20 protein-coding genes are annotated in these 26,803 nt (G+C 58.4%); 10 read left to right on the top strand and 10 right to left on the bottom strand.

The annotated features are described in order from the left end of the window. The first annotated feature begins 20 nt into the window (after positions 1 to 20). The 3 genes from hisS to hisG are packed head-to-tail and all read left to right on the top strand — an operon-like array spanning position 21 to position 3,267. Positions 21 to 1,493 (top strand): histidine--tRNA ligase, encoded by a 1,473-nt coding sequence (gene hisS / locus M3465_RS01940; protein WP_249500020.1) that lies wholly within the window; start codon positions 21 to 23, stop codon positions 1,491 to 1,493. Then, complete coding sequence (locus M3465_RS01935; protein ID WP_249500019.1) at positions 1,493 to 2,578, top strand: ATP phosphoribosyltransferase regulatory subunit; 1,086 nt, start codon at positions 1,493 to 1,495, stop codon at positions 2,576 to 2,578. The genes hisS and M3465_RS01935 overlap by 1 nt, the downstream gene beginning before the upstream one ends. Continuing rightward, on the top strand, positions 2,575 to 3,267 hold the full coding sequence (gene hisG, locus M3465_RS01930) for an ATP phosphoribosyltransferase (protein ID WP_249500018.1): 693 nt from the start codon (positions 2,575 to 2,577) through the stop codon (positions 3,265 to 3,267). The genes M3465_RS01935 and hisG overlap by 4 nt, the downstream gene beginning before the upstream one ends. 6 nt (positions 3,268 to 3,273) lie before the next feature. On the opposite strand, the gene M3465_RS01925 is transcribed toward hisG, so the two are convergent. The 3 genes from M3465_RS01925 to M3465_RS01915 all read right to left on the bottom strand — a co-directional run bounded on the left by M3465_RS01925 (position 3,274) and on the right by M3465_RS01915 (position 6,021). After that, complete coding sequence (locus tag M3465_RS01925) at positions 3,274 to 4,593, bottom strand: ABC1 kinase family protein (protein ID WP_249500017.1); 1,320 nt, start codon at positions 4,591 to 4,593, stop codon at positions 3,274 to 3,276. Positions 4,594 to 4,635: 42 nt separating this feature from the next. Next, positions 4,636 to 5,499, bottom strand: a complete 864-nt coding sequence (gene yghU / locus M3465_RS01920; RefSeq protein ID WP_249500016.1) for a glutathione-dependent disulfide-bond oxidoreductase — start codon at positions 5,497 to 5,499, stop codon at positions 4,636 to 4,638. A gap of 90 nt (positions 5,500 to 5,589) precedes the next feature. Then, positions 5,590 to 6,021: a DUF1489 family protein gene (locus M3465_RS01915; RefSeq protein ID WP_249500015.1), complete on the bottom strand. Its 432-nt coding sequence runs from the start codon at positions 6,019 to 6,021 to the stop codon at positions 5,590 to 5,592. A gap of 111 nt (positions 6,022 to 6,132) precedes the next feature. On the opposite strand from M3465_RS01915, the gene M3465_RS01910 reads away from it, so the two are divergent. The 6 genes from M3465_RS01910 (at position 6,133) to M3465_RS01885 (ending at position 15,215) form a co-directional block, all read left to right on the top strand. Further along, positions 6,133 to 8,427 carry an adenosylcobalamin-dependent ribonucleoside-diphosphate reductase gene (locus tag M3465_RS01910; RefSeq protein ID WP_249500014.1) on the top strand — a complete coding sequence of 765 codons (2,295 nt, stop codon included), beginning with the start codon at positions 6,133 to 6,135 and terminating at the stop codon, positions 8,425 to 8,427. Between the two features lie 330 nt (positions 8,428 to 8,757). Next, the gene (locus M3465_RS01905) at positions 8,758 to 9,858 is read left to right on the top strand and encodes an AAA family ATPase (protein ID WP_249500013.1); all 1,101 of its coding nucleotides are present in this window, start codon (positions 8,758 to 8,760) and stop codon (positions 9,856 to 9,858) included. Positions 9,859 to 9,871: 13 nt separating this feature from the next. Continuing rightward, entirely contained in the window at positions 9,872 to 10,717 is an 846-nt protein-coding gene (locus tag M3465_RS01900) for a hypothetical protein (protein WP_249500012.1), read from the top strand. A gap of 265 nt (positions 10,718 to 10,982) precedes the next feature. Next, positions 10,983 to 13,616 carry an AAA family ATPase gene (locus M3465_RS01895; RefSeq protein ID WP_249500011.1) on the top strand — a complete coding sequence of 878 codons (2,634 nt, stop codon included), beginning with the start codon at positions 10,983 to 10,985 and terminating at the stop codon, positions 13,614 to 13,616. A gap of 115 nt (positions 13,617 to 13,731) precedes the next feature. Beyond that, positions 13,732 to 13,926 carry a restriction endonuclease subunit S domain-containing protein gene (locus M3465_RS01890; RefSeq protein WP_249500010.1) on the top strand — a complete coding sequence of 65 codons (195 nt, stop codon included), beginning with the start codon at positions 13,732 to 13,734 and terminating at the stop codon, positions 13,924 to 13,926. Then, positions 13,923 to 15,215 (top strand): MBL fold metallo-hydrolase, encoded by a 1,293-nt coding sequence (locus M3465_RS01885; RefSeq protein ID WP_249500009.1) that lies wholly within the window; start codon positions 13,923 to 13,925, stop codon positions 15,213 to 15,215. The genes M3465_RS01890 and M3465_RS01885 overlap by 4 nt, the downstream gene beginning before the upstream one ends. Positions 15,216 to 15,397: 182 nt before the next feature. Here the strand turns inward: M3465_RS01885 and M3465_RS01880 are convergent, their stop codons facing one another. The 7 genes from M3465_RS01880 to M3465_RS01850 all read right to left on the bottom strand — a co-directional run bounded on the left by M3465_RS01880 (position 15,398) and on the right by M3465_RS01850 (position 24,701). Continuing rightward, positions 15,398 to 18,403, bottom strand: a complete 3,006-nt coding sequence (locus M3465_RS01880) for a type I restriction endonuclease subunit R (protein ID WP_249500008.1) — start codon at positions 18,401 to 18,403, stop codon at positions 15,398 to 15,400. Next, on the bottom strand, positions 18,400 to 19,242 hold the full coding sequence (locus M3465_RS01875) for a hypothetical protein (protein WP_249500007.1): 843 nt from the start codon (positions 19,240 to 19,242) through the stop codon (positions 18,400 to 18,402). The genes M3465_RS01880 and M3465_RS01875 overlap by 4 nt, the downstream gene beginning before the upstream one ends. Then, positions 19,239 to 20,021, bottom strand: coding sequence for a restriction endonuclease subunit S domain-containing protein (locus M3465_RS01870; protein WP_249500006.1), 783 nt, complete (start codon positions 20,019 to 20,021; stop codon positions 19,239 to 19,241). Before M3465_RS01870 ends, M3465_RS01875 begins: the two co-directional genes overlap by 4 nt. Position 20,022: 1 nt before the next feature. After that, on the bottom strand, positions 20,023 to 20,526 hold the full coding sequence (locus M3465_RS01865; protein WP_249500005.1) for a restriction endonuclease subunit S: 504 nt from the start codon (positions 20,524 to 20,526) through the stop codon (positions 20,023 to 20,025). After that, positions 20,526 to 22,565 (bottom strand): type I restriction-modification system subunit M, encoded by a 2,040-nt coding sequence (locus M3465_RS01860; RefSeq protein ID WP_249500004.1) that lies wholly within the window; start codon positions 22,563 to 22,565, stop codon positions 20,526 to 20,528. The genes M3465_RS01865 and M3465_RS01860 overlap by 1 nt, the downstream gene beginning before the upstream one ends. 112 nt (positions 22,566 to 22,677) lie before the next feature. Next, positions 22,678 to 24,405 (bottom strand): N-6 DNA methylase, encoded by a 1,728-nt coding sequence (locus tag M3465_RS01855; protein WP_249500003.1) that lies wholly within the window; start codon positions 24,403 to 24,405, stop codon positions 22,678 to 22,680. Between the two features lie 20 nt (positions 24,406 to 24,425). After that, positions 24,426 to 24,701: a hypothetical protein gene (locus M3465_RS01850; RefSeq protein ID WP_249500002.1), complete on the bottom strand. Its 276-nt coding sequence runs from the start codon at positions 24,699 to 24,701 to the stop codon at positions 24,426 to 24,428. A 1,313-nt stretch (positions 24,702 to 26,014) separates the two neighbouring features. On the opposite strand from M3465_RS01850, the gene M3465_RS01845 reads away from it, so the two are divergent. Beyond that, positions 26,015 to 26,692, top strand: coding sequence for a PDDEXK family nuclease (locus M3465_RS01845; RefSeq protein ID WP_249500001.1), 678 nt, complete (start codon positions 26,015 to 26,017; stop codon positions 26,690 to 26,692). Positions 26,693 to 26,803 lie beyond the last annotated feature (111 nt).

Raw genomic sequence — 26,803 nt, 5'->3', positions numbered from 1 at the left:
CCCACAGCCGGGACCATATCATGGCCAAGCAGAAGAAAGCCCCGCGCCCCAAGGCGCAGACCCCCAAGGGGTTCCGCGATTTTTTCGGACGCGACGTCACCGAACGCGCCGCGATGCTGAACGCGATTGCCGGGGTCTATCATCGCTATGGCTTCGATGCGCTGGAAAGTTCGGCTGTCGAAACGGTCGAGGCTCTGGGCAAGTTCCTGCCCGATGTGGACCGCCCCAATGAGGGCGTTTTCGCCTGGCAAGAGGATAATGACGGCGACTGGCTTGCGCTGCGCTATGACCTGACCGCGCCGCTGGCCCGCGTCTATGCGCAGCACCGCAACGATCTGCCGCTGCCCTACCGGCGCTATGCGATGGGGCCGGTCTGGCGCAACGAAAAGCCGGGGCCGGGGCGGTTTCGCCAGTTTTATCAATGCGATGCGGATACCGTGGGCGCGGCGAGCGTGGCTGCCGACGCGGAGATCTGCGCGATGCTTTGCGATGCGCTCGAAGAGGTGGGCATCCCGCGCGGCGATTACCTGGTGCGGGTCAACAACCGCAAGGTGCTGAATGGCGTGCTCGAAACGATGGGCGTGGGCGATGACAGCCAGCGCAACGCGGTTCTGCGCACCATCGACAAGTTCGACAAGGTCGGCGAAGCGGGCGTGCGTGAGCTGCTTGGCAAGGGGCGGCTCGATGCCTCGGGCGCCTATATCGACGGCGTGGGCCTGAACGATAAACAGGCCGCGCCCGTTATCGCTTTCTTAACGTCCAGGGGCGATAGTGCCGCGCAGACCTTGGGCAACTTGCGGGATGCGGTCGGTGACAGCACGATTGGCATGGAAGGCGTGGACGAGCTTGGGCAGATGGCTGATCTGTTGGATGCGGGCGGCTATGGGGCCGACCGTATCGTCATCGACCCGTCTGTCGTGCGCGGGCTGGGCTATTACACCGGGCCCGTGTTCGAGGCGGAGCTTACGTTTGAAATCCTCGATGAAAAGGGGCGGAAACGGCAGTTCGGCTCGGTTGCGGGCGGTGGGCGCTATGACGATCTGGTCAAGCGTTTCACCGGGCAGGCCGTGCCGGCCACCGGGGTCAGTATCGGCGTGGATCGCCTTTTGGCTGCCTTGCGCGAAAAGGGCCGTATTGGCCGCGAGGATCATGGCCCGGTGGTGGTCACCGTCATGGATCGCGACCGGATGAGCGATTATCAGGCGATGGTGACGGAGCTGCGCAATGCGGGCATCCGCGCCGAGGTGTATCTCGGCAATCCGAAGAATTTCGGCAACCAGTTGAAATATGCCGACAAACGCAATGCGCCGGTGGCGGTGATCGCGGGTGCGGAGGAGCATGAAAAGGGCATCGTCCAGATCAAGGATCTGATCCTCGGCGCGAAAATCGCCGAAAGCGCGAGCCTCGAGGAGTGGCAGGACCGGCCCAACCAGTTCGAAGTGCCGCGCGCCGATCTGGTGGCCAAAGTGCAAGAGATCCTGGGCCAGTATTGATGGCCGATATTGCCGATATCCGGACGGAAGCAGCACGGCTCTGCGCGATTTTCGAAGACGCGGGCGCGGTTCCGGTGGACTGCCCGATCCTTCAACAGGCTGAAACGCTGCTCGATCTCTATGGCGAGGATATCCGCGCCCGGACATACGTCACCCGCGATCCCTCTCGGGGCGAGATGATGTTGAGGCCGGATTTCACGGTGCCGGTTGTCGAACGCCACATGGCCGAAGGCGCCGATCCGGCGCGCTATACCTATGCCGGGGAGGTGTTTCGCCGGCAGGAAGATCACCCCGACCGGGCATCGGAATATATCCAGGTGGGCTTCGAGATATTCGATCGCGCGGCTCCCGCGACAGCCGATGCGGAGGTGTTCGCGCTTATCGCGGGTGCGCTGGCTCCTCTCGGACTCAAGGCGGTGACTGGCGATGTCGGGCTGTTGATCGCGATGGTCTCCGCGCTCGATCTGTCCGAGGACCGGCGCGCGGCGCTGATGCGCCATATCTGGCGCCCGGCGCGGTTTACCGCTTTGGTTAAGCGGTTCGCCGGTCTGACGCCGGTGCCGCCGACGCGTGCGGCGCTGCTTGCACGGGCGGATCCGATGGCATCGCTTGCGCCGCTGATCGGGCTGCGCGGTGAGGACGAGATCGCAGCACGCATCGCGGCACTCAGGGCCGATGCCGAGGAGCCGCCGCTGCACGCAGAGGCGGTGGCGCTCATTTCTGCGGTGCTATCGGTGTCGGAAACCTGCCCAAACGCGCTGGAGCAACTGCGCGATATCGCGGTGGATATGCCTGCGATCCTGCCCGCGCTCGAACGCTTCGAGGCACGGTGCGAAGCGCTCGCCGCGAAAGGTGTTGCGGTCGAGTCCCTGCAATTCGAAGCCTCCTTCGGGCGCAGTTCGATGGAATATTACGACGGTTTCGTTTTCGGCTTCTACGCCGAAGCCCGGCCCGATCTTCCGCCTGTCGCGACAGGTGGGCGCTACGATGCGTTGACGCGAAGATTGGGGCGTGGGCGAGAGATCCCGGCTGTCGGGGGGGTTATCCGGCCCGACATGGTGCTGCTTCTGGAGGCGGGGTCATGAGCGTCAAGCTGGGGGTGCCCTCGAAGGGCCGGCTGATGGAAAAGACGTTCGACTGGTTCGCTGCGCGTGGCATTGCCCTGTCGCGCACCGGCTCGGATCGCGAATATGCCGGATCGGTCGAAGGCATCGGGAATGTCGATCTCGTGCTGCTCTCGGCCGGGGAAATCCCACGCGAGCTGGCCGCCGGGCGCATTCATCTTGGCGTGACCGGCAACGATCTCATCGAGGAAAAGCTGGTCCAGTGGGATCAGCAGGTCAAGCCGCTCGCCGGGCTCGGTTTCGGTCAGGCCACGCTGATCGTCGCGGTGCCGGAGTGTTGGGTCGATGTGGACACGCTCGATGATCTCGATGGCGCGGCGGCGGCGTTCAGGGCGCGACACGGATTTCGGATGCGGATCGCGACGAAATATCACCGGCTCGTGCGCGATTATCTCAGGCGCGGTGGCGTGGCCGATTATCAGCTTGTGGACAGCCAGGGGGCGACTGAAGGCACGGTGAAGAACCTCACCGCCGAAGCGATTGCCGATATCACCTCCACGGGCGAGACCTTGCGCGCCAATCACCTGAAAATCCTCAGCGATCCTCCGGTGCTGGAAAGCCAGGCGACACTGTTCCTCAGCCGTAGGTCCGAGAAATCGGACGCAGATCGCGAAACGCTGCGGCTTTTGGCGCACATGCTTGGCGTTTAGCGCGCATCAGGCGTAGCGCTCGAACAGCGCGCGCAAATCCACCTTCGCGCCCAGCCGCGTTGCCAGCAGGAAGAGCCCGGCCGCCTTGCGTTGCAGGAACAGCATGTCGATGGGCGGGATGTGCTGCACCCGCCTGTCGCGGCCGATTTCTATGCCTTTTTGCCGCAGTTCGGCGACGAGCGCGGTTTGGCCGAAATCGAACCCGTTCGCGTCAAGAAGCGGCGGGTTTGCAAGCTCCACCAGCGCGAGAATGTCGCGGCGGGCGTCCTGCGGCATCGCCGGGTCCAGAAGCCCGAGATGTTCGAGCGCGTCTTCGATCTCTTCAAGGTTTCCCGAAAGCGCGCTGCGCAGCAGGTGGTGGGCGTTTCGTGCAATCGTGTCCGGTATCCGCCGGGCCGCGCCGAAATCGAGCAGGACGATCTTGCCCCGCTCCGGTTGCCAGCGGAAATTGGCGAAGTTGGGATCGGATTGAACGAAACCGAACTCGAACACCTCCCGCATGAAGAGCGTGATCAGACGTTCGGCCATTGCATCGCGCGTGGACTGATCCGCGCGCTCCAACGCGCTCATGAGCTCGGAGGGAATGAACTCCATGACCAGAACGCTCGGGGCCGATAGATCGGCTTCGAGCCGCGGGACGGTGAAATGCGGATCGTCGGATAAAAGCGTGCCAAACTCGGACAGGTTTTTCGCCTCTGCCGCGTAATCCGCTTCTTCATGAAGCTGTTGCCGCGCTTCCTCAAAAAGCGAGTCGAGCGGGATGTCGCGCGGCAGAAGGTTCGACGCGCGGAGCAAGGTGGCGAGGTTGCGCAGATCGCTGTCGATGCTGTCCCGAATGCCGGGATATTGCACCTTGATCGCAAGATCGCGGCCGTCGCGGGTTTGCGCGCGGTGAACCTGTCCGATCGAGGCGGCGGCGATGGGGCGGGGATCGAACCGCTTGAAACGGCGCGTGAAATCGTTGCCCCATGCGTCGCTCAGCACGCGCTTGAGCTGTTTGGGCGGCATGATATGCGCCTGCGCCTGAAGCGGCGCTAAGATCGCGGCGAGTTCGGGCGTGAGCATGTCGCCGGCTTCGAGAGACAGGAGTTGCCCGAATTTCATGGCTGCGCCGCGCATATGCGACAGATGCGCGGTCAGCCGCCGCGCGTTGCCCGGCGTGAGCAGCAGATCACGCGGCGCCGGGCGTTTGCCGTTCAGCAGCTGTTTCGCGCCGGACAGCGCAGCCGAGCCCAGAAGCCCGCCCGTCATCCCTCCCATGCGCAGGGCGCGGGCGGCGCGGCCCGTCGGGACGGGGCGGGATCGTGGATCGGTGGGCCGTGTCATGCCGCGCAAGGTAACGCGCCGACCCGAAGCGGCAAGCGGCGCTCAGTTGCCGCCGAGCTTGTCTTGCGTTCTGGTGTCGAAATCAGAGGCATCGTGGCGTTCGTGAAGTTGCTCGCTCGGATCGCCGAAGGTGCGGTTGACCTTGCGCCCGCGCTGCACAGCGGGTCGCGCATCGAGCATTTCGGCCCAGCGGACGACGTGTTCGTATTCGTGCACCGACAGGAACTCGCCCGCATCATACTGACGCCCGAGCGCGAGATTGCCATACCAGGGCCAGATCGCGATATCCGCGATGGTGTAGTGATCGCCGGTGATGAATTTTCGATCCGCAAGCGCGCGGTTCAGCACATCGAGTTGCCGCTTCGCCTCCATCGCGAAACGGTTGATGGGGTATTCCATTTTCTCCGGCGCGTAGGCGTAGAAATGCCCGAAACCGCCGCCCAGATAGGGCGCGCTGCCCATTTGCCAGAAAAGCCAGCTTAGCATTTCGGGGCGGATTTCGTCGGGGCCGAGGAAGGCGCCGAATTTTTCGGCCAGATGCATCAGGATCGCGCCGGATTCGAACACGCGCACCGGCGTCGTCCCGGAGCGGTCGACAAGGGCGGGGATCTTGGAATTCGGGTTCACCTCCACGAAGCCGGAGCCGAACTGATCGCCCTCTCCGATGCGGATGAGCCACGCGTCGTATTCCGCGCCCTTGTGCCCGGCTTCGAGAAGCTCCTCGAACATGATGTTCACCTTCACCCCGTTCGGGGTCGCTAGGCTGTAAAGCTGGAACGGGTGATCGCCGACCGGCAAGTCCTTGTCATGGGTCGGCCCGGCGATGGGGCGGTTCGTGCTGGCGAACTGGCCGCCATTGTCCTGGTCCCAGGTCCAGACCTTCGGGGGTGTATAGGCATCGGCCATGATCGTCGCTCCTTGGAAATTGGTATTTCTAATCTAGGGGATGTGGGACAGGGCGCCAGCGCGCTGCCGCGCAGGGCCTGTGCGCCGGGTTCAGAGAACGCCGATCTCCGCCAGGGCACCGGCCAGCTCGGCCGGCAGCGTATCGTCACTCGCGCGCGCCTTGCCGAGATCGACCGGCGCGTCTTCGGGCTTGAGATAGCGCCAGCCTTGGAAAGGGCGTTTCGGTGCGGTGGCGGTGCGAACAATCTCGGGGTCGAGCACGATGGCGCAGCGGCGGATACCGTCATCGCCGATCATCTCGTCGAGCCGGATGACCCGCTGGCGGGCCTGCAGCACCCCCTTGATCACCCAGTAGATCGACCCGCCATTCACGATCTCGGCCTCGCGTTTGGGCCACATGCGGGTCAGGTGATAATAATAGTCGTCCCGCCGCTGGCGCGAGCGGTTCTTCTGCCAATCCTCCATCTGCTCGACACTGTCGGAGCCGACGGAAAGCTTGATGAGGTGGATATGATCGGGCATCGGATTTCCTTTGCGCAGAACATAAGCGCCGGGCCGGGCGGCGCAAGTGCTTCCATGCCGCGCCGTGCCGGGCTAGTCTGGGTCTCCGCCGTCAGACAGGGAATCGCAGACATGACCCGCTTCACCGCGCCGATCGCCGAGCAGATCTGGGATATGAAATACCGGCTGAAAAAGGCCGATGGGACGGTGGTGGACAACACGGTCGAGGACACCTGGCGGCGCATCGCGCGTTCATTGGCCAGCGTGGAGGACGACCCTGCCCGTTGGGAGGCGGAATTCTACGCCGCGCTGGAGGATTTCAAATACCTGCCCGCGGGCCGGATCACCGCCGGGGCGGGCACCGCGCGGAAGGTGACGCTCTTTAACTGCTTCGTGATGGGAACGATCCCCGACAGCATGGGCGGGATTTTCGAGATGCTCAAGGAAGCCGCGTTGACGATGCAGCAGGGCGGGGGGATCGGCTATGATTTCAGCACCATCCGGCCCAAGGGCGCGGATGTGACCGGGGTCGCGGCGGATGCGTCCGGCCCGCTCAGCTTCATGGATGTGTGGGACGCGATGTGCCGCACGATAATGTCGGCGGGCTCGCGACGCGGTGCCATGATGGCGACGATGCGCTGCGATCATCCCGATATCGAGGCCTTCATCGCCGCCAAGGCCGATGCCGCGCGGCTTCGCATGTTCAACCTCAGCGTTCTGGTGACGGACGATTTCATGGCGGCGGTCAAGGCGGATGGGTCGTGGGACTTGCAATTCGGCGGCAAGGTCTATCGCACGGTCGAGGCGCGGGATTTGTGGAACCGCATCATGCGCGCGACCTATGACTATGCCGAGCCGGGGGTGATCTTCATCGACCGGATCAACGAGGCGAACAACCTGAGCTATTGCGAAACCATCGCGGCGACCAACCCCTGCGGCGAGCAGCCCCTGCCGCCCTATGGCGCGTGTCTGCTTGGGTCGATCAACCTCGCCCGCCTGGTGACCGATCCGTTCGAGGACGCCGCAGCGCTCGATACAGGTGCGCTGGACGAGCTGGTGGCGACGGGCGTGCGGATGATGGACAACGTGGTCGATGCGTCGAATTTCCCGCTCGAGGCGCAGGCGCGAGAGGCGCAGGCGAAGCGGCGGATCGGGCTGGGCGTGACGGGGCTTGCCGATGCGCTTTTGATGTTAGGGCTGCGCTACGGTTCGGACGAGGCGGCGCGTCAGACGGAGCGCTGGCTCCACGCGATCGCCCGCGCCGCTTACCTGGCGTCGGTCGAGTTGGCGAAGGAAAAAGGGGCGTTCCCGCTTTTCGATGCGGAGAAATTCCTCGCCTCGGGCATGATGCAGCGGATGGACGAGGATGTGCGCGAGGCGATCCGCGAGCATGGCATCCGCAACGCGCTGCTGACCTCGATCGCGCCCACGGGCACCATTTCGCTTTACGCCGGAAACGTGTCGTCGGGGATCGAGCCGGTCTTCGCCTATAGCTACAGCCGCAAGGTGCTGCAGAAAGATGGCACAAGAACGGAGGAGGAGGTTGTCGATTACGCGGTGCAGATGTGGCGCGAGATGTTCGGCGACCGCCCGCTGCCGGATCATTTCGTGAACGCTCAGACCCTGTCCCCGCTGGAGCATGTGAAAATGCAGGCGGCGGCGCAAAAATGGGTCGATTCGTCGATTTCCAAGACGATTAACTGCCCGGAGGACATCTCCTTCGAGGCCTTCAAGGACGTCTACATGGAGGCGTTCGAAACCGGCTGCAAGGGCTGCACCACCTACCGTCCGAATGACGTCACCGGATCGGTATTGAGTATTTCTGAAGAGAAGACCGAGGGCGGGGCGCCCGAGGTTCTGGCGGCGACGGGCGGCGAGCCTCAGCAGCCGCATGGCGATGTGATCTACATGTCCGAACCGCTCGACCGGCCGCAGACGCTGGAGGGCAATACCTACAAGCTGAAATGGCCCGACAGCGAACATGCGATCTATCTGACGATCAATGACATCATCGTCGGCGGGCATCGGCGGCCTTTCGAGGTGTTCATCAACTCGAAGAACATGGAGCATTTCGCCTGGACGGTGGCCTTGACGCGGATGATCTCGGCGGTGTTCCGGCGCGGCGGGGATGTGTCTTTCGTGGTCGAGGAGCTCAAGGCGGTGTTCGATCCGCGCGGCGGCGCCTGGGTTCAGGGCAAATACATCCCATCGATCCTCGCTGCGATCGGCGGGGTGATCGAGCAGCATCTGATCGCGATCGGGTTCCTGGAGGGCGAGGGCATGGGGCTGAAATCGGACCCGCGGGCGCAGGTCGTCAATCTCGACAATCCGCGCGGCGCGCCATGTCCGGCCTGCGGCCAGTATGACATGCGGATGATCGAGGGTTGCATGACCTGCGGATCGTGCGGTCACAGCAAATGCGGATGAAGCCTCGCGGCGGGGTGTGAGGCCATGTCTGACATAGCAAAACGTGACCATTCCTGAGGTTTTTTGACCTCTCGACACAGATCAAATGACCACCGAGAGCACTGCTTTCGGTGGTTTTCGTTTGTATTCAATGCCTTGTCCGAATTCGACGTATGAGGTGTCTTTAAGCGGACTGTACCGTGCGAGCATTGTGCCAAGGGCTTGCTCTGCGTCACGGATGTTCCCTAAAAGTTCTACAGGGTTCCGGAACCTTTCACATCTCACCGCCCGACTGATTTCGGCTTGGGCGACCTGCGCGGAGACGTCTTCGCGCATTGAAAGGATTCCACCATGACCCGCGCCACGACGACCATACCGTTTCACAACCTGACCTTCATGGACGACATCGCCAAACTCCGCGATATCGAGGAGCGGTGGAAGAGGTTCCTCAAGCATTTCCGTCGAGAGGCGCAGGAGGCGGACCTTGCGGCAGGGAAGATCACAAAGGAAGATCTGGTCGCCCCTTATGACCTGCTCGACGAGTTTGACCGCCGCCGCATCAAACGCCGCGCCATGCGTCTGCTCGAACGCGCGCATTCCAAGACGGGTATGTATCACCTGAGTGAAGAACACCGCGCCCGCCTGACGCCCCTGCGCGGCGGCTTGCCGGTCGCCAAGATCACAACCGAGCACGAGGCCGACGAGATCGCGGCAGCCCTTCACGCCGAGATGCCTTGGATGGCCCCTGCGACGGAAGAGGTGTGGCACGGATTGCGCGCATCAGCGCGTGAGGGACTACCAGGCCTTCGGTTCAATCCCATGGTGCTGGTCGGTTCACCCGGGATCGGCAAGAGCTTCTGGGCCCGACGATTGGCGCATCATCTGAATGTCCCAACGACCAAGATCGAAGCCACCGGAGAACCTGCCGCCTTTTCCATTGTTGGCTTGCAAAAGGGCTGGGGCAGTGCATCGCCGGGCAAACTGGTGCAAACCGTGCTGCGGGACCGTCACGCGGGGCCGCTGATGATCGTGGACGAGGTCGAGAAGGCTGACGAGGTTTATTCGAACAAAGGCTCACGCCATACGCTCACCGATGCCTTACTGCCCCTGTTGGAACGCATGACAGCCTGCGAATGGCAATGCCCGTTCTTTCAGATACACATGGACATGTCCTGGGTGAATTTCGTCCTGACGGCCAACAGCCGAAAGGGCTTGCCCGAGCCCTTTCAAAGCCGCTGCGTCGTTCTGGACCTGCCCGACCTGACGCCGGAGCAACTTCGGCACTTCGCGATCGCGGAAGGAACGCGACGCGGCTTCCCTGAACCAGCGCTGGTAGCACTGGTCGACGTCTTCGATTGCGGCGCCATCTCGAACGCGCGATTGAGCCTGCGCACGGTCAGCCGGATGTTGGACAGGGCGGAGACTTTGGCCCATCGACCGATGCTGAACTGAAAGGTCGAAAGACATGGATAGGAATTTTCATTCCGTTAAGAGCCGCCCAAAGGTGATCATATTGCACCTCGGGTCGGTCGAAAGTGGTGCTGAACGTATGTGTGGCGTCCTTGATGGCATCAGCGAGGCCGCAATTGCGACTGGGTTGCCCATCATCGTGATCGCTTCATCTGTAGGCAGCATGCCAGCCCCCCTTAAGGACATAGAAGCCCCACGAAATTCCGTCGCTCAAGACAGCCAGCAGGCATTGAACATGATGACGAAAATGGCGTTTTGCGAGCTGTCTGATGTATTGTGGGTCACGGGTGTGATGGAAAACGGTGCCACACCGGAAGGCGTTTCCAGAACTCCGTTAGAAGAAGCGATTCCCCGTCTCCAAAGCCTTTCTAATAGCCATCGCCGCGCCTCGCTCCGGGGAAATATACCAGCTGAACCCGAGATGGCGCATACAATCCTGTTGCCGCTGGACCTCGATCTTGGCTCCATGGAGGATCCCCATAGGCTTTTGACCCATGGGCGTTTCATCTTTGACGCCGTGTTGCTGCTCGAAGGTCAGGTTCCAATGGCCGGCTTCGCAGTAAAGACCCTTGAAAAACTTGTAGCGGACTTCGCGCCGATTGTTACCAACTTGGATAACGATTTCTTCGACGGGGGCGAAGAGCTGCGCACGAATTTACGTCGGCTCTCGGCAAGAGGTGCGAAATCGGTGATTGCGGTATCTCGCCATTTGGATGACGGGCCAGACTACCGGTTTGTGGAGGAACAGGTCAAAGCTGGAGGGCTATTATGGTACCACACCGCCTGGGATGGTTTGGTCAAAATAAATATCGGGACACCCGGCGCGCTCAGGCATGAGTGAACTCATCAAATTATCTGATACATGCCAAAGCGTGACGTCAGACTACAAGATGCGCGAAGAGCGGCTGTTCGAGGCATTCGCAAGCTATCGAGTTACCATGAGCGTAAGCTCGCAATAGCGTCGCGCATACATCCATACGCCATGACTTCTTGCGCCTTTAATAGATTCAACAGCCAATAAGAAAATGAGCTTCCGTCATTGACCCGACACTTGTAGCCTTTTGTTTTTGAAAAGTATGTTGTGTGAGAGAGGGGTTGAAACGGTGATGCCGGACAGCGCGAATATAGAAAAAAGCGACGATACTGTCCCTATGCGAATTCTAGCGTGGTCGGAAAACCGCCCGCTATGGCAACGCGATGCCCTGCGCCGCATTGTACTAAACGGCTATCCGGACGAAGCTGCGTTCGAGGAGTTATTGGCGCTCTGCAAGAAAGAGCACGGCGATGAGACGGTGACTTTGGCAGCCAGGCCACTCTCGAAGGACCACCTGCCGGTTGATCCTGGTGTCGGCGAGTCAGTTTCCCTGTCCGGCATCGCAAATGTTTCTGGTGTCAATCAGCTGGCAACCGGTCAGACCCTGAACTTTGAGGAGTCAGGCCTGACCATAGTTTACGGCCAGAACGGCACCGGAAAATCTGGCTACACTCGGATTCTCAAGAGGGCTTGTCGCTCAAGACATGCCGGCGAGATCATGCCTGATGTTTACAGCGCTTCGCCAACGCGCACTGCAAAGGCCGAGCTGAAAATTTCGCGTGCCAGTGGCACAGCGGAAACGGTCGCATGGGAAGATGAGGGTCAGACCGAAGAGATGCTTTCCGCCATTACGGTCTTCGACCGTGATGCGGCTTCGGTACACGTTCAGAAGAAGAATGAGGTTTGGTTCCGCCCCTTCGGCCTTGATATTCCGGATGACCTCGCCGGTGTTTGTCAGGAAATAAAGGCGCGCCTGACGACCGAGCAAGAAACACTGGAGCAAAAACGTAACTCTGTTTTCCTCAATCCGATCTGGTCAAGCCGCTCTGAGCTTGGCAAAGCCCTGTCTTCGCTTCGTCATGATACCGATGTCGGCGCCGTAACGCCCAAGACAGCCTTTTCGAATGCAGACGAAGCGCGCCTGATCAAGCTTCAATCCGATCTCGCTCAAGACTCCGCCGTGGCGGCACAAGCCCAACGCGACTACGCAGCCCAGCTCGATCAATTGGAAACCTATTTGAAGCGGATCGAGCAGACGCTGAATGACGAGGCCCGTCAGGCGCTACATGCGACGAAAAAGGGTGCTGACGACATGCGCATGGCCGCCAACACGGCAGCGCATGATGCGTTCTCTGGATTGGCGCTTGTTGGCGTTGGTGAAACCGTCTGGCGGACTCTCTGGGAATCCGCCAGATCATATTCGCAAATGGCGAAGGAAGGTGGTACGCCGTTTCCACCATCGGCTGGAGATATCTGCGTTCTGTGCCATCAGCAAATCGACGAGCCTACCGCGGCGCGGATGCTTGGCTTTGAAGATTTCATCAAGAAGGACACAGAAACTAAAGCGGCTGAAGCTGAGCACGCCTTCAAGGAAGCAGAGCAAAAATTCCGCTCCATGGTCGTTCACGTTAACAAGGTCTCGGCGGCATATCGAAGTTTGAGAGCCGGAAACTTCGCGCTCGCAAGGCAAGTGCTGAGGTTCATCGCGCTTGCGCGGCGTGTACAGGGGCAGACTCTTGCACAGCTATCCGGCCAAGATGTTCCGAATCCGTTGGCTTTGCCGGAATCCGTCGCGGAGGCGGTAAACACCGAAGCTGCGCAGACACGAGTCTATGCGGCTTCTCTCGATGATGCATCCGGCTGCGAAGCACGGGAAGCCTTGCTCGATGAACAGGCCGATTTGCAGGATCGGAAACAAAGTCACGAGTTGCTGGATATTGCGAAAACAGAGATCGCGAGGCTCGCAGAGTTAAAGCGCATTGAAGACTGCTTGCGCGACACTGCCACCACTGCGATCACGCGGCTCGGGAACGAAATCGCCGACAATCTTATCACGCCGCGTATGCGCGACCGGTTTCAACAAGAGATCGTTGCGCTGGCTGGTAATCGGGTGCGGGTCGAGGTCGTGCGCTCGGGGGGCAAATTCGGTTCACCGCAATATGAAGTAAAGCTCTATGCCAACCCTAAGGCCAAGGTTCATGATGTGCTCAGCGAGGGTGAGCAGACGTGCGTTGCGTTGGCTTCATACCTTACCGAACTAGCGAACGCATCGCACACATCGGCGCTTGTGTTCGATGATCCGGTTTCCTCGCTCGATCATCGCTGGCGTTCAAAAGTCGCCAAGCGCCTGGCAAAGGAAGCCGGCGTGCGGCAAGTAATCGTGTTCACGCATGACATGATCTTCGTCAACGATCTGGCACAGTTGGCTTCGCAGCGAAATACGCCGACTAAGCTGGCGCATCTTACGCGCGGACAGGATGTCGTCGGCATCGTAAACAAGGACTTGCCTTGGACGGCCTCTAGTATTCGAGACCGGATTGACAAACTTGAAAAAGAAGCTCGCGCGGCAACGCGCCTGTTCGAGGAGAATGACGACGAGGCCTACAAAACGGCAGTATCTTCGCTCTACAGCCGATTGCGTGCGACTTGGGAACGGGCGCTAGAGGACATCGTATTTAACAAAGTTGTAATGCGCCACCGCGATTACATTGACACCAAAAATCTGAAACGCGTCACAGCCTTGGAAGAGGCCGATGTGCAGATTTTCCAAAAAGGGTTCAAAAAATGCTGCGACTTTGTCGACGCGCATGATCCTTCCCGCGGCCATGATCCCGAGCCACCAGAGCCATCGGAAGTCATGGCTGACATTAAGTCGTTGCAGGACTGGACTGAAGGTTTGCGCTCCAAGATGAACCGGGTTTCTTGAAGCGATACCAACTGTATCATGGCTCGTTCTGAATGCCGTCCGCTTTGCCTTTGATATCAATACATCTTATCGATGCAAGCAACTAGTACCATCGCTGCTGAAGGAGATTCGAACTATGGAACAGGCGACTAAGCAGTATGTCCGCCTTCAGCCCCTCGCCGAACAACACTGCATCGCGGCCAATGTCGATGCCCTGATGGCACCCTGCGACCGGCTGGAGGCCAGCCTCACCGCCACTATCCGAAGCAAACTCCCCAACTTCGTCCTGCACGAGGCACTGAGGCCTTCTGTAGGATCAGTCAACGCATGACCGAAATTCGCGCGGTTCATCGGTTCTTTCCAGTTGGGCAAGGCTTGTTTGCCACCGGTTCGGTAGAGTTCTGGCCTCCCCGACGAAGACCGCGCCGAATTGTAGATACTGGCGGACCGTCGAGACCGGCACCGCTCGGGCCATATCGCTGGGTCTATGATTGTGGATCCAGTTCGGGAAAGCGGCTAGTCACCAACGCGATCGACGATTTGAAACGTGATTGCCGTGGTGAGAAAATCGACCTTCTCACCCTTTCGCATTTCCACAATGACCATATCAGCGGTGTAGTTGAACTGCTGAATGTGATCGGTGCCAAGACAGTAATGCTACCGTGGGCACCCTTGTGGCATCGCCTACTGATCGGTTTTGAACAAGGGCTGAGGGCAGAAGACCCCGAGATGTTGTTCTATGTCGACCCAGTGCAATACTTCACCCAGGAGGCGGGTGACGGGTTTGAACAGGTCCTGTTCGTTATGCCCTCTAACGATGATGGGCCACCATTCTCACCCGAACCAACTGCAGCTCCCGAACCGCCCGAAGAGTTTGATGACCCCGAAAAGCCGTCTGGGCCCGGCGAACCAGTTTCATATGGCGATTTGGAAGGTGCGTACGGTGACTTGGACCATCGCATTCGGATGCTTCCTCCTGGCAACGCAATTGCCATCTATGGGGTTTGGGAATTTCTGCCTTACAATGATCCCGCGACAAAACCAGATGACACATTTGGGTTTGCTTCAAAAGTCGACACATATCGAGGCTCGCTGCTGAACAGCAGCGAAAACAAACGGCAAAGTGCCCTTGATGACCTAAGGAAGCTCTATGAGACTAACTTCGGTCGTGGGGCGGCGATGAACAATGTCAGTTTACTCCTTTATGGCGGTGCAGTTGGACCTTGGATGGGGCAAAGGATTTGCAATTGTGATTGCGTTTATCGCCGACTTATCGGCGCTTGCGGCTGTTGGAAGGAACATGAAACGAGAGGTGCGATTCTGCTAACAGGCGATGGGAATCTGAACGCTGCGGAGAAATGGGACAGTTTTGAGAGTTACCTTGATGCGCGCCGCGCAAGACGCGTTAGCGTGTTTCAGGTTGCGCATCATGGTGCGAGGGCCAATTGGCACGATGGCCTTGCGGCACTTGCTGCGCCGACGACAAGCGTATTTAGCTCTGAGCCAAGCCTTAGCTACGGCCACCCGCATGCAGAAGTCCTACGAGATTTCTGGACGTTCGGCCCGATCCAAGTGGATCAGCTGTCAGGGTTTTCAGTTCGAATCCATCTGGAGCGGTGAGTTGGCTGATTTGAAAAAGTCTGTGGGTAAAGTCGAGCACAGTGAGTGGCCGAAACGCCCGGGTCCCGACTTTTGCATCGACAGGTAGATGTTCTTTGCGAAATCGGCAGTATTGGTGAACCAAATTGCGGCACTTTGAGGTGGCAGGTAAAATTTGAGCCGGCGTTGATTCCCAATGACGCTCACCTCGGAGCTGTGTTTCCCGCCCCCCGCATTGCTCGCTGGAACATCAACGCCATGAGCATCTTGCGCGCCTCCTCGTCCTGCATGAATGCGTTCCGCATAGCGTTATCCCGTTGGAAGGCCTGCCGGGCACGGCGCATGAATTCCTTGTCAAAATGGGGGCGGACGTCGCGAGGATCGTTGTTGCGGAGCATCTCGGCGAAATCATCGTCAGCCAAGATGTCGTTGTTCACCGCCTCAAACCGAATGTAGTCATCGTCGGTGAAGTTGGTCCCATGGCGGCTGTTGAAGGCCTCAATGATCTCGGCAAGAGTTTTAGACTCTTCTTCGGTGAAGGGGTTGGCACCGAACCGGTCGATCGGGCTAAGCGGTGCATTGTCGTCCCGATCGAGGCTTGCATCCATGGGGCCGCCTTCTTTCTCCAGTCGGTACGCCTCAAGTTCCAGCATGTCGTCAGTGACATCCTCCCCGTGGGGCGCCTGCCGGCTCGGCAGGATGCGCTTGAGCCATGACCCGTAGACATGCAGCTTCTCAAGGTCCGTGTCGCCCATATCGACCACCTGCGCGATGAAGGAATAGAAGCGCAGGAAAGAAGCGAGGACCTGCCGGAATTCTTCCTGATCCTCCTCGTTCAGGTTCTCGGAGAACCGCGAGACAGCCTGACGGACTATGCCTTCCAGGATCGGCCTCTCGTCGGCCCTCTGGCGCGCCGCAAGGAAGCGCTCGATGAACCGGTCGATTTCGGCCTGATCAATGACTCCAAACGTCTTGAGGCGTGCTTCAAGGTTATAGACCTGGTTGGGGTCGGACAGGTCTTCGAGAGTCGTGACGTTGTGGTAGGGCTTGAACGCCTCCTGTATCTCCTCGACGGAATTGCGGAAATCGAGAATGAAGGTGCGATCCTTGCATGGGTAGATCCGGTTAAGGCGCGCAAGTGTCTGGACGGCTTGCAGACCGCTCAGACGGCGATCCACATACATCGCCACCAGTTTCGGTTGATCAAACCCCGTTTGGTACTTCTGAGCTACCACGAGGACGTTATAGCCGTTCCCGTCGAATTGCCGTGGCAGTTCCGTTTCGCCAAACCCGTTCATGCCGGCTTCGGTGTAGGGCTGGCCGTCCACGTTGATTTCGCAGGAAAACGCAACCAGGGCGCGGACGTCGGTGTAGCCATGATCTTCGATGTATTTGGCGATGGCCATCTGGGTTCGGATCGCGTGTTCGCGGCTGGCCGTGACCACCATGGCCTTGGCCTGACCGGACAGCTCCGGCAGGGCATGGCGACGGAAGTGCTCGACGATCACCTCGGCCTTCTGGCTCATGGAATACTCATGGAAATCGATGAATCGCGCGACCTTGCGGGCGGACTTTCGCTCCAGCAGCTCGGGATTATCTTCGATCGCCTTCTCCAGCTTTGCGTAGGAGCTGTAGGTTTGATAGTTTCGCAAGACATCGAGGATGAAGCCTTCCTCCACGGCCTGCCGCATCGAGTAGAGGTGGAAGGGCTCTGGGCCGTTTTCACCCATTTGGCCGAAACGCTCCAGCGTGACGTTCTTGGGTGTTGCAGTGAAGGCGAGGTATGACAGATTGGCCTGAGGGCCGCGTAGACGTTGCAGTTCCAGCAGGGCCTGCTCGGTGGCGGCCAGCTCCTTTTCCTCATCGCTCAATTCCCCATCGGCCAGCACCTTTGCCATGCTGTCGGCGTGCTTGCCCGATTGCGAGCTATGCGCCTCGTCGATGATGATTGCGAAGCGCTTGCCGTCCTCATTTTTTAGAACCGACAGCTGATCGGTCGAGAACTTATGGATCGTTGAGATGATGATCTTCGCGCCTTCCTCAATCGCTTTTTTCAGCTGTCGCGAGGTGCCGTCGATCGGTCGAACATATTTGTCGGTCTGAGCGAAGGACTTCACTGTCTGCTGCAACTGGCGGTCCAGAACGACGCGGTCGGTCACAATGATAATCGTATCAAAGATCGCTTTGTCCTCATCGTCATGCAGCGTGGCCAAGTGATGCGCGGCCCATGCGATCGTGTTGGATTTTCCAGAGCCGGCGGAATGCTGAAATAGGTAGTTCTGCCCGGCGCCGTTGGTCTTAGCGTCCTGCACCAGCATCCGCACTGCGTCGAGCTGCTGGAAGCGCGGCCAGATCGTCGTGCGTTTGACCTTGCCGCCGGGCTGTTCGACCTCATCAACCAGAACGAAGCGATGCAGGATCGACAGGAACACCTCGCGCGAGAACACCGCCTGCCGCGCGCCGATATCGCGATATAGATATGCGATGCGGAACTCGTCCTCCACGTCCGGGTTGCCCGCACCGCCATCGCGGCCCCGGTTGAAGGGCAGGAAGCGGGTGCGGCCATTGTCCAGCCGCGTGGTCATCGACACGTTGTCCTGATCCAACGCGAAATGCACCAACCCGCCGCGCTTGAAGGTCAGCAGAGGCTCGCCATTGGGCGAGCGGTCCTTGCGATACTGCGCCTCAGCGGTCTGATAGGTCGATCCGGTGAGGGTGTTCTTCAACTCCAACGTCACCACAGGAATGCCATTGACGAAGAGCACCACGTCAATTGCGTTCTCGGACCGCTGGGAATACCGCACCTGCCGCATGACCCCAAGGATATTGCCCTCATAGGCGCGCAAGGTCGCGGGATTAAGGCCAGACGCTGGCTTGAAGGCGCACAGGTCGATCTTGATGCCCGGCACGATGGTGATGCCGCCGCGCAGCACGTCGAGGGTGCCCACGGCCTTCAGACGCGCCTCCACCTGCCGTACGAGCGTCTCACGCTCCTTGCCAGGGTACTGCCCGCAGAGCTTGTCCCAAGCGGCCGCTTGCGTGTTACGCACGAACTGCTCGATCATCTCGGAGTCCAGCGCTGTCTTGCGGTCAAAGGCCTGCCAGGGCCGCTCGACCCAACCTTGCTGACGGACGAGCTGGTCCACCAGATGTACTTCGACCGCTTCTTCGGTGTGCAGCTTGTCTCGGGAGATTTCGGGGCTGGTCATTGGTGTCTCGCAATCAATGTCTTTACAGATGAATGCAGGTTGCGCAGATCCCGTGCCGCCTTAGGCACGATCTCAATGCGCTCGAATGGAATGCCGTGGGCGATATCGTTTCGGGCATCCCGGATGTTTCGAAGGTTCGGAATGGCAACGCCTGCAAGCTGTCCACTGTTTTTCAGCCCTTCAAGCAGGGCAAGTTTGATCCCGAAGGACAAAGTCAGGATAGGCGACCCAAGATCGTCACGCCTGGCCGCGCGCTTGAGCCCTTTTTCAATCTCGATCTTGATGATCCCGCGTGGATCGTGGACCAACGTGTGCCATTTAGCCGGATCAGGAGCGGCAAGATCGAGCAACCCTGCAATGTCCTCTTCCAGATCGGTCAAAGCAGCGAATAAGGCAATCCGAACAGGCAGCCTCTGCAAATCGTGAACGGTGACGAGGCCACACACAATGGACCGCTCGTCTGCGGTCACAAATGTCAGCTCATCAACGCGTCCGCTTGCCGCGAACTCCAACAGGGGAAGGGTACTGCGGATGCCCACACAGTGTCGCTCCTGCATGTGCGTTGACACTGACTGACGCATCTCAGCTGGTGCGACTTCCCGGCAGTCTATGATGCCGATGACTTCCGCTGCGGGGTCCCTTGGGTCATTGCCTTCGATGACGGGCAGCGCGTCATAGACTTCGGGCACGTGCTGAAAAGCCTCGGCAACGGTCTGACCCTCGAGTGCGCAGAGGAATGCATCCCTTGGGGTCATGATCTGGTCTACCGTCAGCTGCGCCTGCAGGGCAGAGTGATCCCCTGTTCGGTAGCTGGCGACCGATACGACAGGCGCATTCATTCCTGCATCTCCCCTTCAATCCGGTCGAGGGTGGCGGAGGTCGTTTCGGTGCGGGTGTAGCTGTCCACGTCGATTTGGCCTGTGACGGCGGCGGTGATTAGGGCGGCACGGTATTCGCGGAGTAGTTCTGTAGCCTTCGCATTCTTTCTTACGAGCGTGTCTTCTCGGGCAGCACGTGCCCTGACCTGCTGCAATATTCTTGACTGTCGTTCCAAAGTTGGAACGGGCAAGCGCATATCCAAGAACGCGTCCGCGTATAGGCGAAGTCGGGAAGAGTGGATTCCCTTGCTGCGCCGCGTTGCCTCGGCGACGAAAGGTTTGGAGCGCACCAAAAGATCCAGGTATTCAGGTAACAACTTGCCACTGGTCGGGCGATAAATCCCATAGGCTGGACTTATGAGGCCGGCTTCTTTGCTGACACCCATGGCGCCCATCCACGCCCACATCGTATTGATCACAAGGTCATCAGGCTGGACAAGCTTATAACCCTCATGACTTTCGGCCATGATCATGTTCACGGTTTTTTCTGAACGCTTTGTGACGCCCGCGAGATGTGAAACGGTGAGCAATTCCTCTTCGCCATTCTCACTTAGCTCCACGCGCTCCCGAAAATGGACCTTCGCCCGTTCTCGATTGATCTCGCACGGCAGGTTTTCAAGCCAGTCGGTCGTGGATGGGCGCTGGCTTTCTTCCGGCAATCCAACCAGTAGACTAGCAACAAGGGCTTCTCGGCTCTCTTGTACTTTTGCCTCAAATTTTGCGCGCAACTCGATCAGCATATCAATGCGCGCGGTTTCGCGGTCGAGGAAGGCGGATCCGTTTTTGGGTGGGGAGGTCGGTTACAACTAGTCGATAGTTCAAGATTGCTTTTTCGCTAACTCGCTTCAAGCCGCCCGCGCCTGTCATACTTTTCAGGCCTTCTGCTCGAAAGTCTTCACTAGAAAGAAGGTAGATCAGAAATTGGGGATCAAGCTTTGATCGGTTCGGACGCACGACATGAACTTCGGATGTAGCAAAGCCAATTCCGTTCATAAGCTTGGTTGCGAGGGCTTTTTTGCCGTTTTCAAAACAGGGTGTCACTTTTGCCAGTAGGACATCACCATCTGCAAAGAAATTGTAACTGCCTGATCGCACTTCACCCAATGGCTTAGTTATGCTTGTATCAAGACCTCCAAGGCCATCTTGGAGCGCATCCATGGGTGCGAATGTTACCTCATCGCCGTCACCAATCTCACCGATTTCCGATGGTGACGGCGCAACACTGAGCAGGTGTCGAAGCCGCATCACGCCACACTCTCTTTCAGCAGCCCTGCAATACCGGCTTCCAGTGCCTTCAGCTCCGCATCAATCTCCTCCAGCGGCCGCGGCGGCACGTACTGATAGAAATACCGGTTGAAGTTGATCTCGTAGCCCACGCGGCCCACCTGACGGTCGGTAGCGTCCACATGGGATGTATCCACCCAGGCGTCGGGCACGAAGGGCTCGACCTCGCGCGCGAAATACGCCTGCCAGTCCTCGCCCAGGGGCACCAGCTCGTGATCGCGCAGCTTGGTATCGGGTTCGGGATCGCCGTTCTTGTCGGTGCAGATCTCGGCCTCTTCGTGCGGCTTGCAAAACTGCGCCACCAGCACCTTGAGCGCTGCGGCAGGCAGCTTGACCCCGCGCTCGGCCATGGCGTCCGTCACGTCAGCGATAAACACGGCGCGATCCATCCAGGCCTCGCCCAGTTTCTCCTCCAGCATGGCGCGCACTTTGTCGGTGAAGCCATCGAACTTCTTGCCCGCCTTCTCCAGCGCAGCCATGGCTTTTTCATCGGCCTTGAGGGCGCCCAGCAGATCATGGGTGATTTCAAGCCTAAGCCGTAGGGGGCGTTCCACCCGGATCTCGCGATAGCCGAAGTCGGTCGTGTCGAAGATCTTGGACACGTCGCCATAGCCCGACTGGCCATTCAGGAAATCGCCATAGATGCGCACGATCTCGGCCCGTGCCACATCGCCGATCTCGCGGCGTTTGGACCCCAGAGACTTGCGCATGGACTGCCAGAACCGCTCGCCGCTGGCGTCGATCAACTGTACCTTGCCGCGCCGCTCCGCAGGCTTGCGATTGGACAGAATCCAGATGTAGGTCTGGATGCCGGTATTGTAGAAAATGTCCGTGGGCAGGGCGATGATCGCCTCCACAAGATCGGTTTCCATGAGCCAGCGGCGGATTTCGGAATAGCCCGAGGCCGCGCCACCCGAGAACAGCGGCGAGCCGTTCATGACGATCCCCACGCGCGAGCCCTTTTCATCGTCTCGCATCTTGGAGATCATGTGCTGCACGAACAGGAGTTGCCCGTCAGACGTGCTGGGCAGGCCCGCGCCGAAGCGGCCCTGGTGGCCCAGGTCCTCGGCTTCTTCCTTGATGGGGGCGGCGTATTTCTTCCAGTCGACGCCGTAGGGCGGATTGGAGAGCATATAGTGGAAGGTCTCAGCGCGGTGGGCGTCTTCAGTCAGGGTGTTACCATAGGCAATGCGTGAGGCGTCGTGGCCTTTGACCATCATGTCAGATTTGCAGATCGCGAAGGACTCGCCGTTCAGTTCCTGCCCGAAGAGGTCGACCTTGAGCCCGTCGTTGAGTGCTTTCATGGATTCCTCGGCCACAGACAGCATGCCGCCCGTGCCGCAAGCAGGGTCATAGACCCGGCGGATGATGCCCTTGCCCGACAGCGCCTCTTCGTCATTGGCCAGCAGCAGATCAACCAACAGGCGGACGACCTCGCGCGGGGTGAAGTGTTCCCCCGCGGTCTCGTTCGACATTTCGGAGAAGCGACGGATCAGCTCTTCGAAAAGGTATCCCATTTCGAGGTTGGTGATCTTGTCGGGGTGCAGGTCGATCTGGCAGAAGCGGTCGAAGACCATCCAGAGCGAGCCTTTCTCGTCGAGGTCTTTCAGAATCTCGGTCAGCTTGAACTTCTCGATGAAGATGTCGCGAACATTGGGGCTGAAGCCCGCCAGGTAGTCCACGAGGTTGGTGCGCAGCTGCCCCGCGTCCTGCTGGCGCAGGGTTGCGAAGGTGAATTGGCTTTCATTGTAGATCTGTCCGCCCGCGTCCGCCGCATCACACAGGATGTCCATGCGCATCTCGTCGTCGATGCCCTCGGGCATGTTGGCGACCTCGTCGAGGACAGCTTGTTTGGTCCCGTCCAAAAGGCAATCAAGCCGCCGCAGGATGGTGAAGGGCAAGACGATCTTGCCATATTCGGATTGCTTGAAATCACCGCGCAGCAGTTCCGCGATAGACCAGATGAAAGAAGCGTTGTTATTGATGGTGTCCGTGCTCAAGGCCGGTCTCCTAAAGTATTGGGATTCAATCCAAGTTTTGACGAGCTTAGGAGCCAGTGCGAGGAATTGGAATCCGTGTTATCGCTATAGTTGTGGATTGCGGTGCATTGGGTCATCCGCCCTCAAAAAGCACTTTATGGGGCCAGCTTTGGTTTCTTGTCTTGGCCACTGCATGCTCTAACGCGTCGATCTGATCGAATAGCTTTTGCCGTTCGGCAAAGCCGGCTTCGACATCTGCAAGGGTCTTGTCATCCGGCACCGGGATCGGCAGCGACTTGATATCCTTCATGGCAAGCGTCTGGATCGCTGTTCCACCGGCGATGGATTGCAGATGCTCCCTTACGGTCGCGTTGGAGAGATATTCGAAGAGGGCAAGACTACTGACATGGATACGTTGCTTTGGGCGCAGGATCATCATGGATTGCCCTGAGGTCCAGATCACGCTCTCTCCTTCCTTGGGCACATCATCCGGCGCGAGGGCCGTGATCCCCACATTCCCCTTTATAGAGAGGAGTACGTCGCCTGGGCGGAGTTGCTGGTTGAAGGCCTTGTTGTACTTTGGTCGTGAGACGCTGATTTCGCGGCGCGGCTCGGCGATGAAGCCTCGTTTGTTCACGTCGCCCGGGGCGGCTTCGAAGAGGGTGTACTCGCCTTCTTCGTCCTCGGAGATCGTGACAGGGCGGATCAGTTCGACAATATCTTCGAGCGCCGCAACATCAGACTTGGCCAGAAGAGCGTCAATCCGATCGCGCGCACCACTGTTGAGGTAGCGCACGGGCACGAGCACGGTGTTATTGGCCATGACTTTGTCCAAATCCACATCCCGGACAAGGGTGGGGTCTTCAGAGCCTTGCGAGTCGAGGAGGGCGCGCCAATCAGCATCATCGGCGACCTCTAACCTACCACGACGCCCCTTCTGCGTGACGGTTGCATGGCCGAGGTCTACGAGCCGCACGGTGTCGGCCTTCTTGTCGGCGGGATCAATCACCACGAGGTTCGTTTTGATGCCTGTGTTCGCGAACATCATCCCTGAAGGAACAGCCATGACAGCTTTCAGACGTCCACTATCGATCAAGTTTCGCCGCGCGACTTTTTCAGTGCCAACCATGCGGAAAAGCTCACCGTCAGAGGTCGAGATAATGACGCGGTTTAATGTGCGTTGAAGGGCATTAGAAATAGAGGCTGTTTCGCAATTCAGTCGAACCGATTGCCTTTCATCCAAGTCGAGGAACGACAGCAGGCTCTGGGGTAAGGTCTCATATTTTGACACGTCTAGTCCGAATGGGGGCAAGATGACTTCGATAGCATCTTTCCGCGTCGTATGGTCGTCCCAGGGCATCGCCTGTACGATAGTCAGGTGGCTTTCAAGATCTGCAATCGCGGCCAAGTCTGAGGCAAAATCACATTCGTCCGTATTGGGAGAACAGAACTCAGCAGTAGCGGTGGTCCCTTGATCTCGCTTGGATGCGAGAAAAGTCATACATGGTCTTAAGCTCATGCCGAAGGAAAAGCGTACCTGCGGGGCATCGCCAATGAGCTTCGTAAGCTGCAAACAGGCACCTTTGCGGATCCAAACATCTGGGCCGTGATTGGACGCCCCAAGTATCAGCGCATCGACATAGTCCATGATTGCTGCGAAGCGCTCCGACGGCGCTTCTGACAGAAGCCGTTGCGATGTTGCAATGAGCGTATCCAGATCAATGTCGGAAATTGTCCTAGCGATCGGATTTTGCGGGGTTTCGCCGCGCGCGACTGCCGCTGCGACCTTGACGAAAAGCGCAAAGCTCTCATCGGAGCGCATCGTACTGCGGAATTGTGAAAGAGAGTCTAGTAGTTTCATGCCTATCCTAAAGTATAAACCTAACTATTTCTTATCAAGTTAGCATTGAAGTTGGATTTGCGGTAGGTGGTTATAAGGTTTTCGCCTTCGGCAACCACAACCACCCCACCTTTCTTTCGAGCGTCCGCGAGCAACTTAAGCCGATGTCGCAGCTCGGCCTCCTCTGCGCTGATCGCTTCTGACGATAAGACGATGCGATCGCCTTCTACGTCACCAATCTCCATTGTGAGGGCTACGAGATCTCCGCGAATGGCACGATGGTTCATTCTGGTATCAATGTGTTCTGTTTTGTTCATGAGGACCTCTGTTTTCATTTTCGATACATGGATCGACTAAACTTCAAAGTCAAGCAAAAACAAGAAAGTCAGCATATAACTTTTTAGAACAAGGTTGATCAATGATTGACTGTTGGTTGAGGCTTCGACGTTTGTCGTTTGATTTCAAATGGTTGCGCTATTCTCTCTTCTGCGCAGAGGTCCATGGCCAGCTCGTGTCAAGAGAAGGAAACGACCGCTGGTGGAAGTTCGGTCACCGTTCAAGGGTCGCTGAGAAATAAAATTTCCGAGGAAAATGTGAGTTTTGGAGTGCGGTGCCAATTCACATACATGCTCCCTATCAGCGATCGGTAGGGCATCTGGCATCTGATAGGGAGGAGGTAGCTCATCGACACAAGCCTTAACAATATCTACTCTTCACGCAGTCAGGTTTTGTTGCGACCTCGCCACAATCCGTCACACCGCGGGTCCCGATTGCCAATGCGTTTCTTGTTTTCGATCAGCGCATTGTGCATTTCTTGGCCCATGACACAAAGAACGCTTCATAACTTTTCCCGTCTCATACGGATAGCCTGACTCAGGCCACCTCGGTGCGGTTCCGCGCGCCGGGTTCGAAAGAAGCGTGCGAAAGCGAAGACCGTGTTTTTCTCCAGGTACCTTCCTTCTGGCCTCGGCCATATTGAATTGACGCGATGCCTATATTCGCCCTGCGAATCCCATGGTTTGATGGACTAGACTCCGGAATCATTTGTGGAAGGTAAGACAAAGAATAATTCCTGATATAAAGACTCAGGTAATTTTTCGCGCGTCGTTCGGAAGTGCGTGGTGACTTGGTCGATACCGGGTTTCGCAAGGCAGCCGTGGGCAAACACAACTACAGCTGGGGACCCATATGCGAAAAATGAGTCGCTCTGAGTTTCGTAAGGCTCTGAATTAAAACGGAAAAAAGTTTTCTCAAGCTGAGTTTGTTGGTAGCGTACCGACAGCCGAACGCTGAGAAAAAACAAGTAAAGGAACGATGATGCCCGAACCTTAAAAATGAAAATCGCGATCTGCGCCAACAGACCGCGACTTAACTCGAAAGACCGAGGTCTTCCTGACTTCAACGTGAAGCTATCACCTTAACGCGATCGCTTCAAGGACATCGGTCTTTTCACACATGACAGATCCCGCCCAACCCATCTCCAGATGGGGACAGGAGAGGCTTGTCTTCAGCAGTTTCACGACGGGTGCTCAGCGCCTTGGCGAAATCGGTTGGACGGCTTCTGGGGTCAACCGCTTTCCGAACTCTCGGGCAGCGATCCCCTTCTTATGTTCGAAAGAAAGAGACGATCATGTCCTATCACTTCCAATTCGGCGGTATCCGCCTTCCCGCATTCAGCCGTGGCAACCGTAAGACCCAAGTTGGCTCGACCAAGCACTTTACCGGCGGCCTCGTCCTGGGTGATCAGGAAGGCGTGCGCCTTGGCACTGAAAGCCATCTTGAGACTAACGCTGCCCTGTTGTTGGGCTACCGTCCAAACACTTTGGACCTCGTCGAACAAATTCAGTTCGCATGGTATGATGAGCACGGCGAGTTTTTTGACCATTTCATCGACCTGGTCGTCACACGGATCGATGGCACCGTCTGCGGCTACGCCGTTCGTCCGGCGAGCCGGGTCAGCCAAGCTTATGAGTGCAAGCTCGCGCGTATCAAAGAGCAGGCCATTGCGCAGTGTTTTCTGGACGATTTCCGCTTGTTCACCGAAGAGGACGTCTGCCCGGTCGAACTACACAATGCGAAGCTGTTCCACTCGGTACGTCGCCCTGATGCCTTTGCGGACCCCGTCGCTCAGGATGCATCCAGAAAGGTCTGCGGCACCACGACCGTTGGTGCCCTTGTGGACGAGACACGCCTCGAGGGAATGGGCTTTCGCGCCATCGTTCGACTGATCCGTTCAGGCCACCTCCAGATGGTGCGTCATGAACGCATCGAGCGCAGCACGGAAATCATGCGGACGCGCATGATCTGATCTTTCTCTCCGAAGGTCGGCCAGTTCCAAGTGATTAAGCGTGGCTGATCTTCACCCCCCCCTTTTTCCTGATTCCGCCGAGGCGACCTTCGCCTGGGTTCGACCTCTCTA

It is taken from the genome of Marivita sp. GX14005 (assembly GCF_023370775.1).
Classification (GTDB): domain Bacteria; phylum Pseudomonadota; class Alphaproteobacteria; order Rhodobacterales; family Rhodobacteraceae; genus Marivita.
Note: the sequence above shows the minus strand (reverse complement) of the source record. Positions and strands in the feature narration are given on the sequence as shown.

Bases quoted from the DNA above. Each gene is read 5' to 3' on its own strand.
- M3465_RS01935 (WP_249500019.1), top strand. From the start codon at position 1,493: ATGGCCGATATTGCCGATATCCGGACGGAAGCAGCACGGCTCTGCGCG.
- M3465_RS01855 (WP_249500003.1), bottom strand. From the start codon at position 24,405: ATGAAACTACTAGACTCTCTTTCACAATTCCGCAGTACGATGCGCTCC.
- M3465_RS01870 (WP_249500006.1), bottom strand. From the start codon at position 20,021: ATGCTGATCGAGTTGCGCGCAAAATTTGAGGCAAAAGTACAAGAGAGC.
- M3465_RS01850 (WP_249500002.1), bottom strand. From the start codon at position 24,701: ATGAACAAAACAGAACACATTGATACCAGAATGAACCATCGTGCCATT.
- M3465_RS01845 (WP_249500001.1), top strand. From the start codon at position 26,015: ATGTCCTATCACTTCCAATTCGGCGGTATCCGCCTTCCCGCATTCAGC.
- M3465_RS01925 (WP_249500017.1), bottom strand. From the start codon at position 4,593: ATGACACGGCCCACCGATCCACGATCCCGCCCCGTCCCGACGGGCCGC.
- yghU (WP_249500016.1), bottom strand. From the start codon at position 5,499: ATGGCCGATGCCTATACACCCCCGAAGGTCTGGACCTGGGACCAGGAC.
- M3465_RS01915 (WP_249500015.1), bottom strand. From the start codon at position 6,021: ATGCCCGATCATATCCACCTCATCAAGCTTTCCGTCGGCTCCGACAGT.
- hisG (WP_249500018.1), top strand. From the start codon at position 2,575: ATGAGCGTCAAGCTGGGGGTGCCCTCGAAGGGCCGGCTGATGGAAAAG.
- M3465_RS01875 (WP_249500007.1), bottom strand. From the start codon at position 19,242: ATGAATGCGCCTGTCGTATCGGTCGCCAGCTACCGAACAGGGGATCAC.
- M3465_RS01885 (WP_249500009.1), top strand. From the start codon at position 13,923: ATGACCGAAATTCGCGCGGTTCATCGGTTCTTTCCAGTTGGGCAAGGC.
- M3465_RS01910 (WP_249500014.1), top strand. From the start codon at position 6,133: ATGACCCGCTTCACCGCGCCGATCGCCGAGCAGATCTGGGATATGAAA.
- M3465_RS01890 (WP_249500010.1), top strand. From the start codon at position 13,732: ATGGAACAGGCGACTAAGCAGTATGTCCGCCTTCAGCCCCTCGCCGAA.
- M3465_RS01900 (WP_249500012.1), top strand. From the start codon at position 9,872: ATGGATAGGAATTTTCATTCCGTTAAGAGCCGCCCAAAGGTGATCATA.
- hisS (WP_249500020.1), top strand. From the start codon at position 21: ATGGCCAAGCAGAAGAAAGCCCCGCGCCCCAAGGCGCAGACCCCCAAG.
- M3465_RS01905 (WP_249500013.1), top strand. From the start codon at position 8,758: ATGACCCGCGCCACGACGACCATACCGTTTCACAACCTGACCTTCATG.
- M3465_RS01880 (WP_249500008.1), bottom strand. From the start codon at position 18,403: ATGACCAGCCCCGAAATCTCCCGAGACAAGCTGCACACCGAAGAAGCG.
- M3465_RS01895 (WP_249500011.1), top strand. From the start codon at position 10,983: ATGCCGGACAGCGCGAATATAGAAAAAAGCGACGATACTGTCCCTATG.
- M3465_RS01865 (WP_249500005.1), bottom strand. From the start codon at position 20,526: ATGCGGCTTCGACACCTGCTCAGTGTTGCGCCGTCACCATCGGAAATC.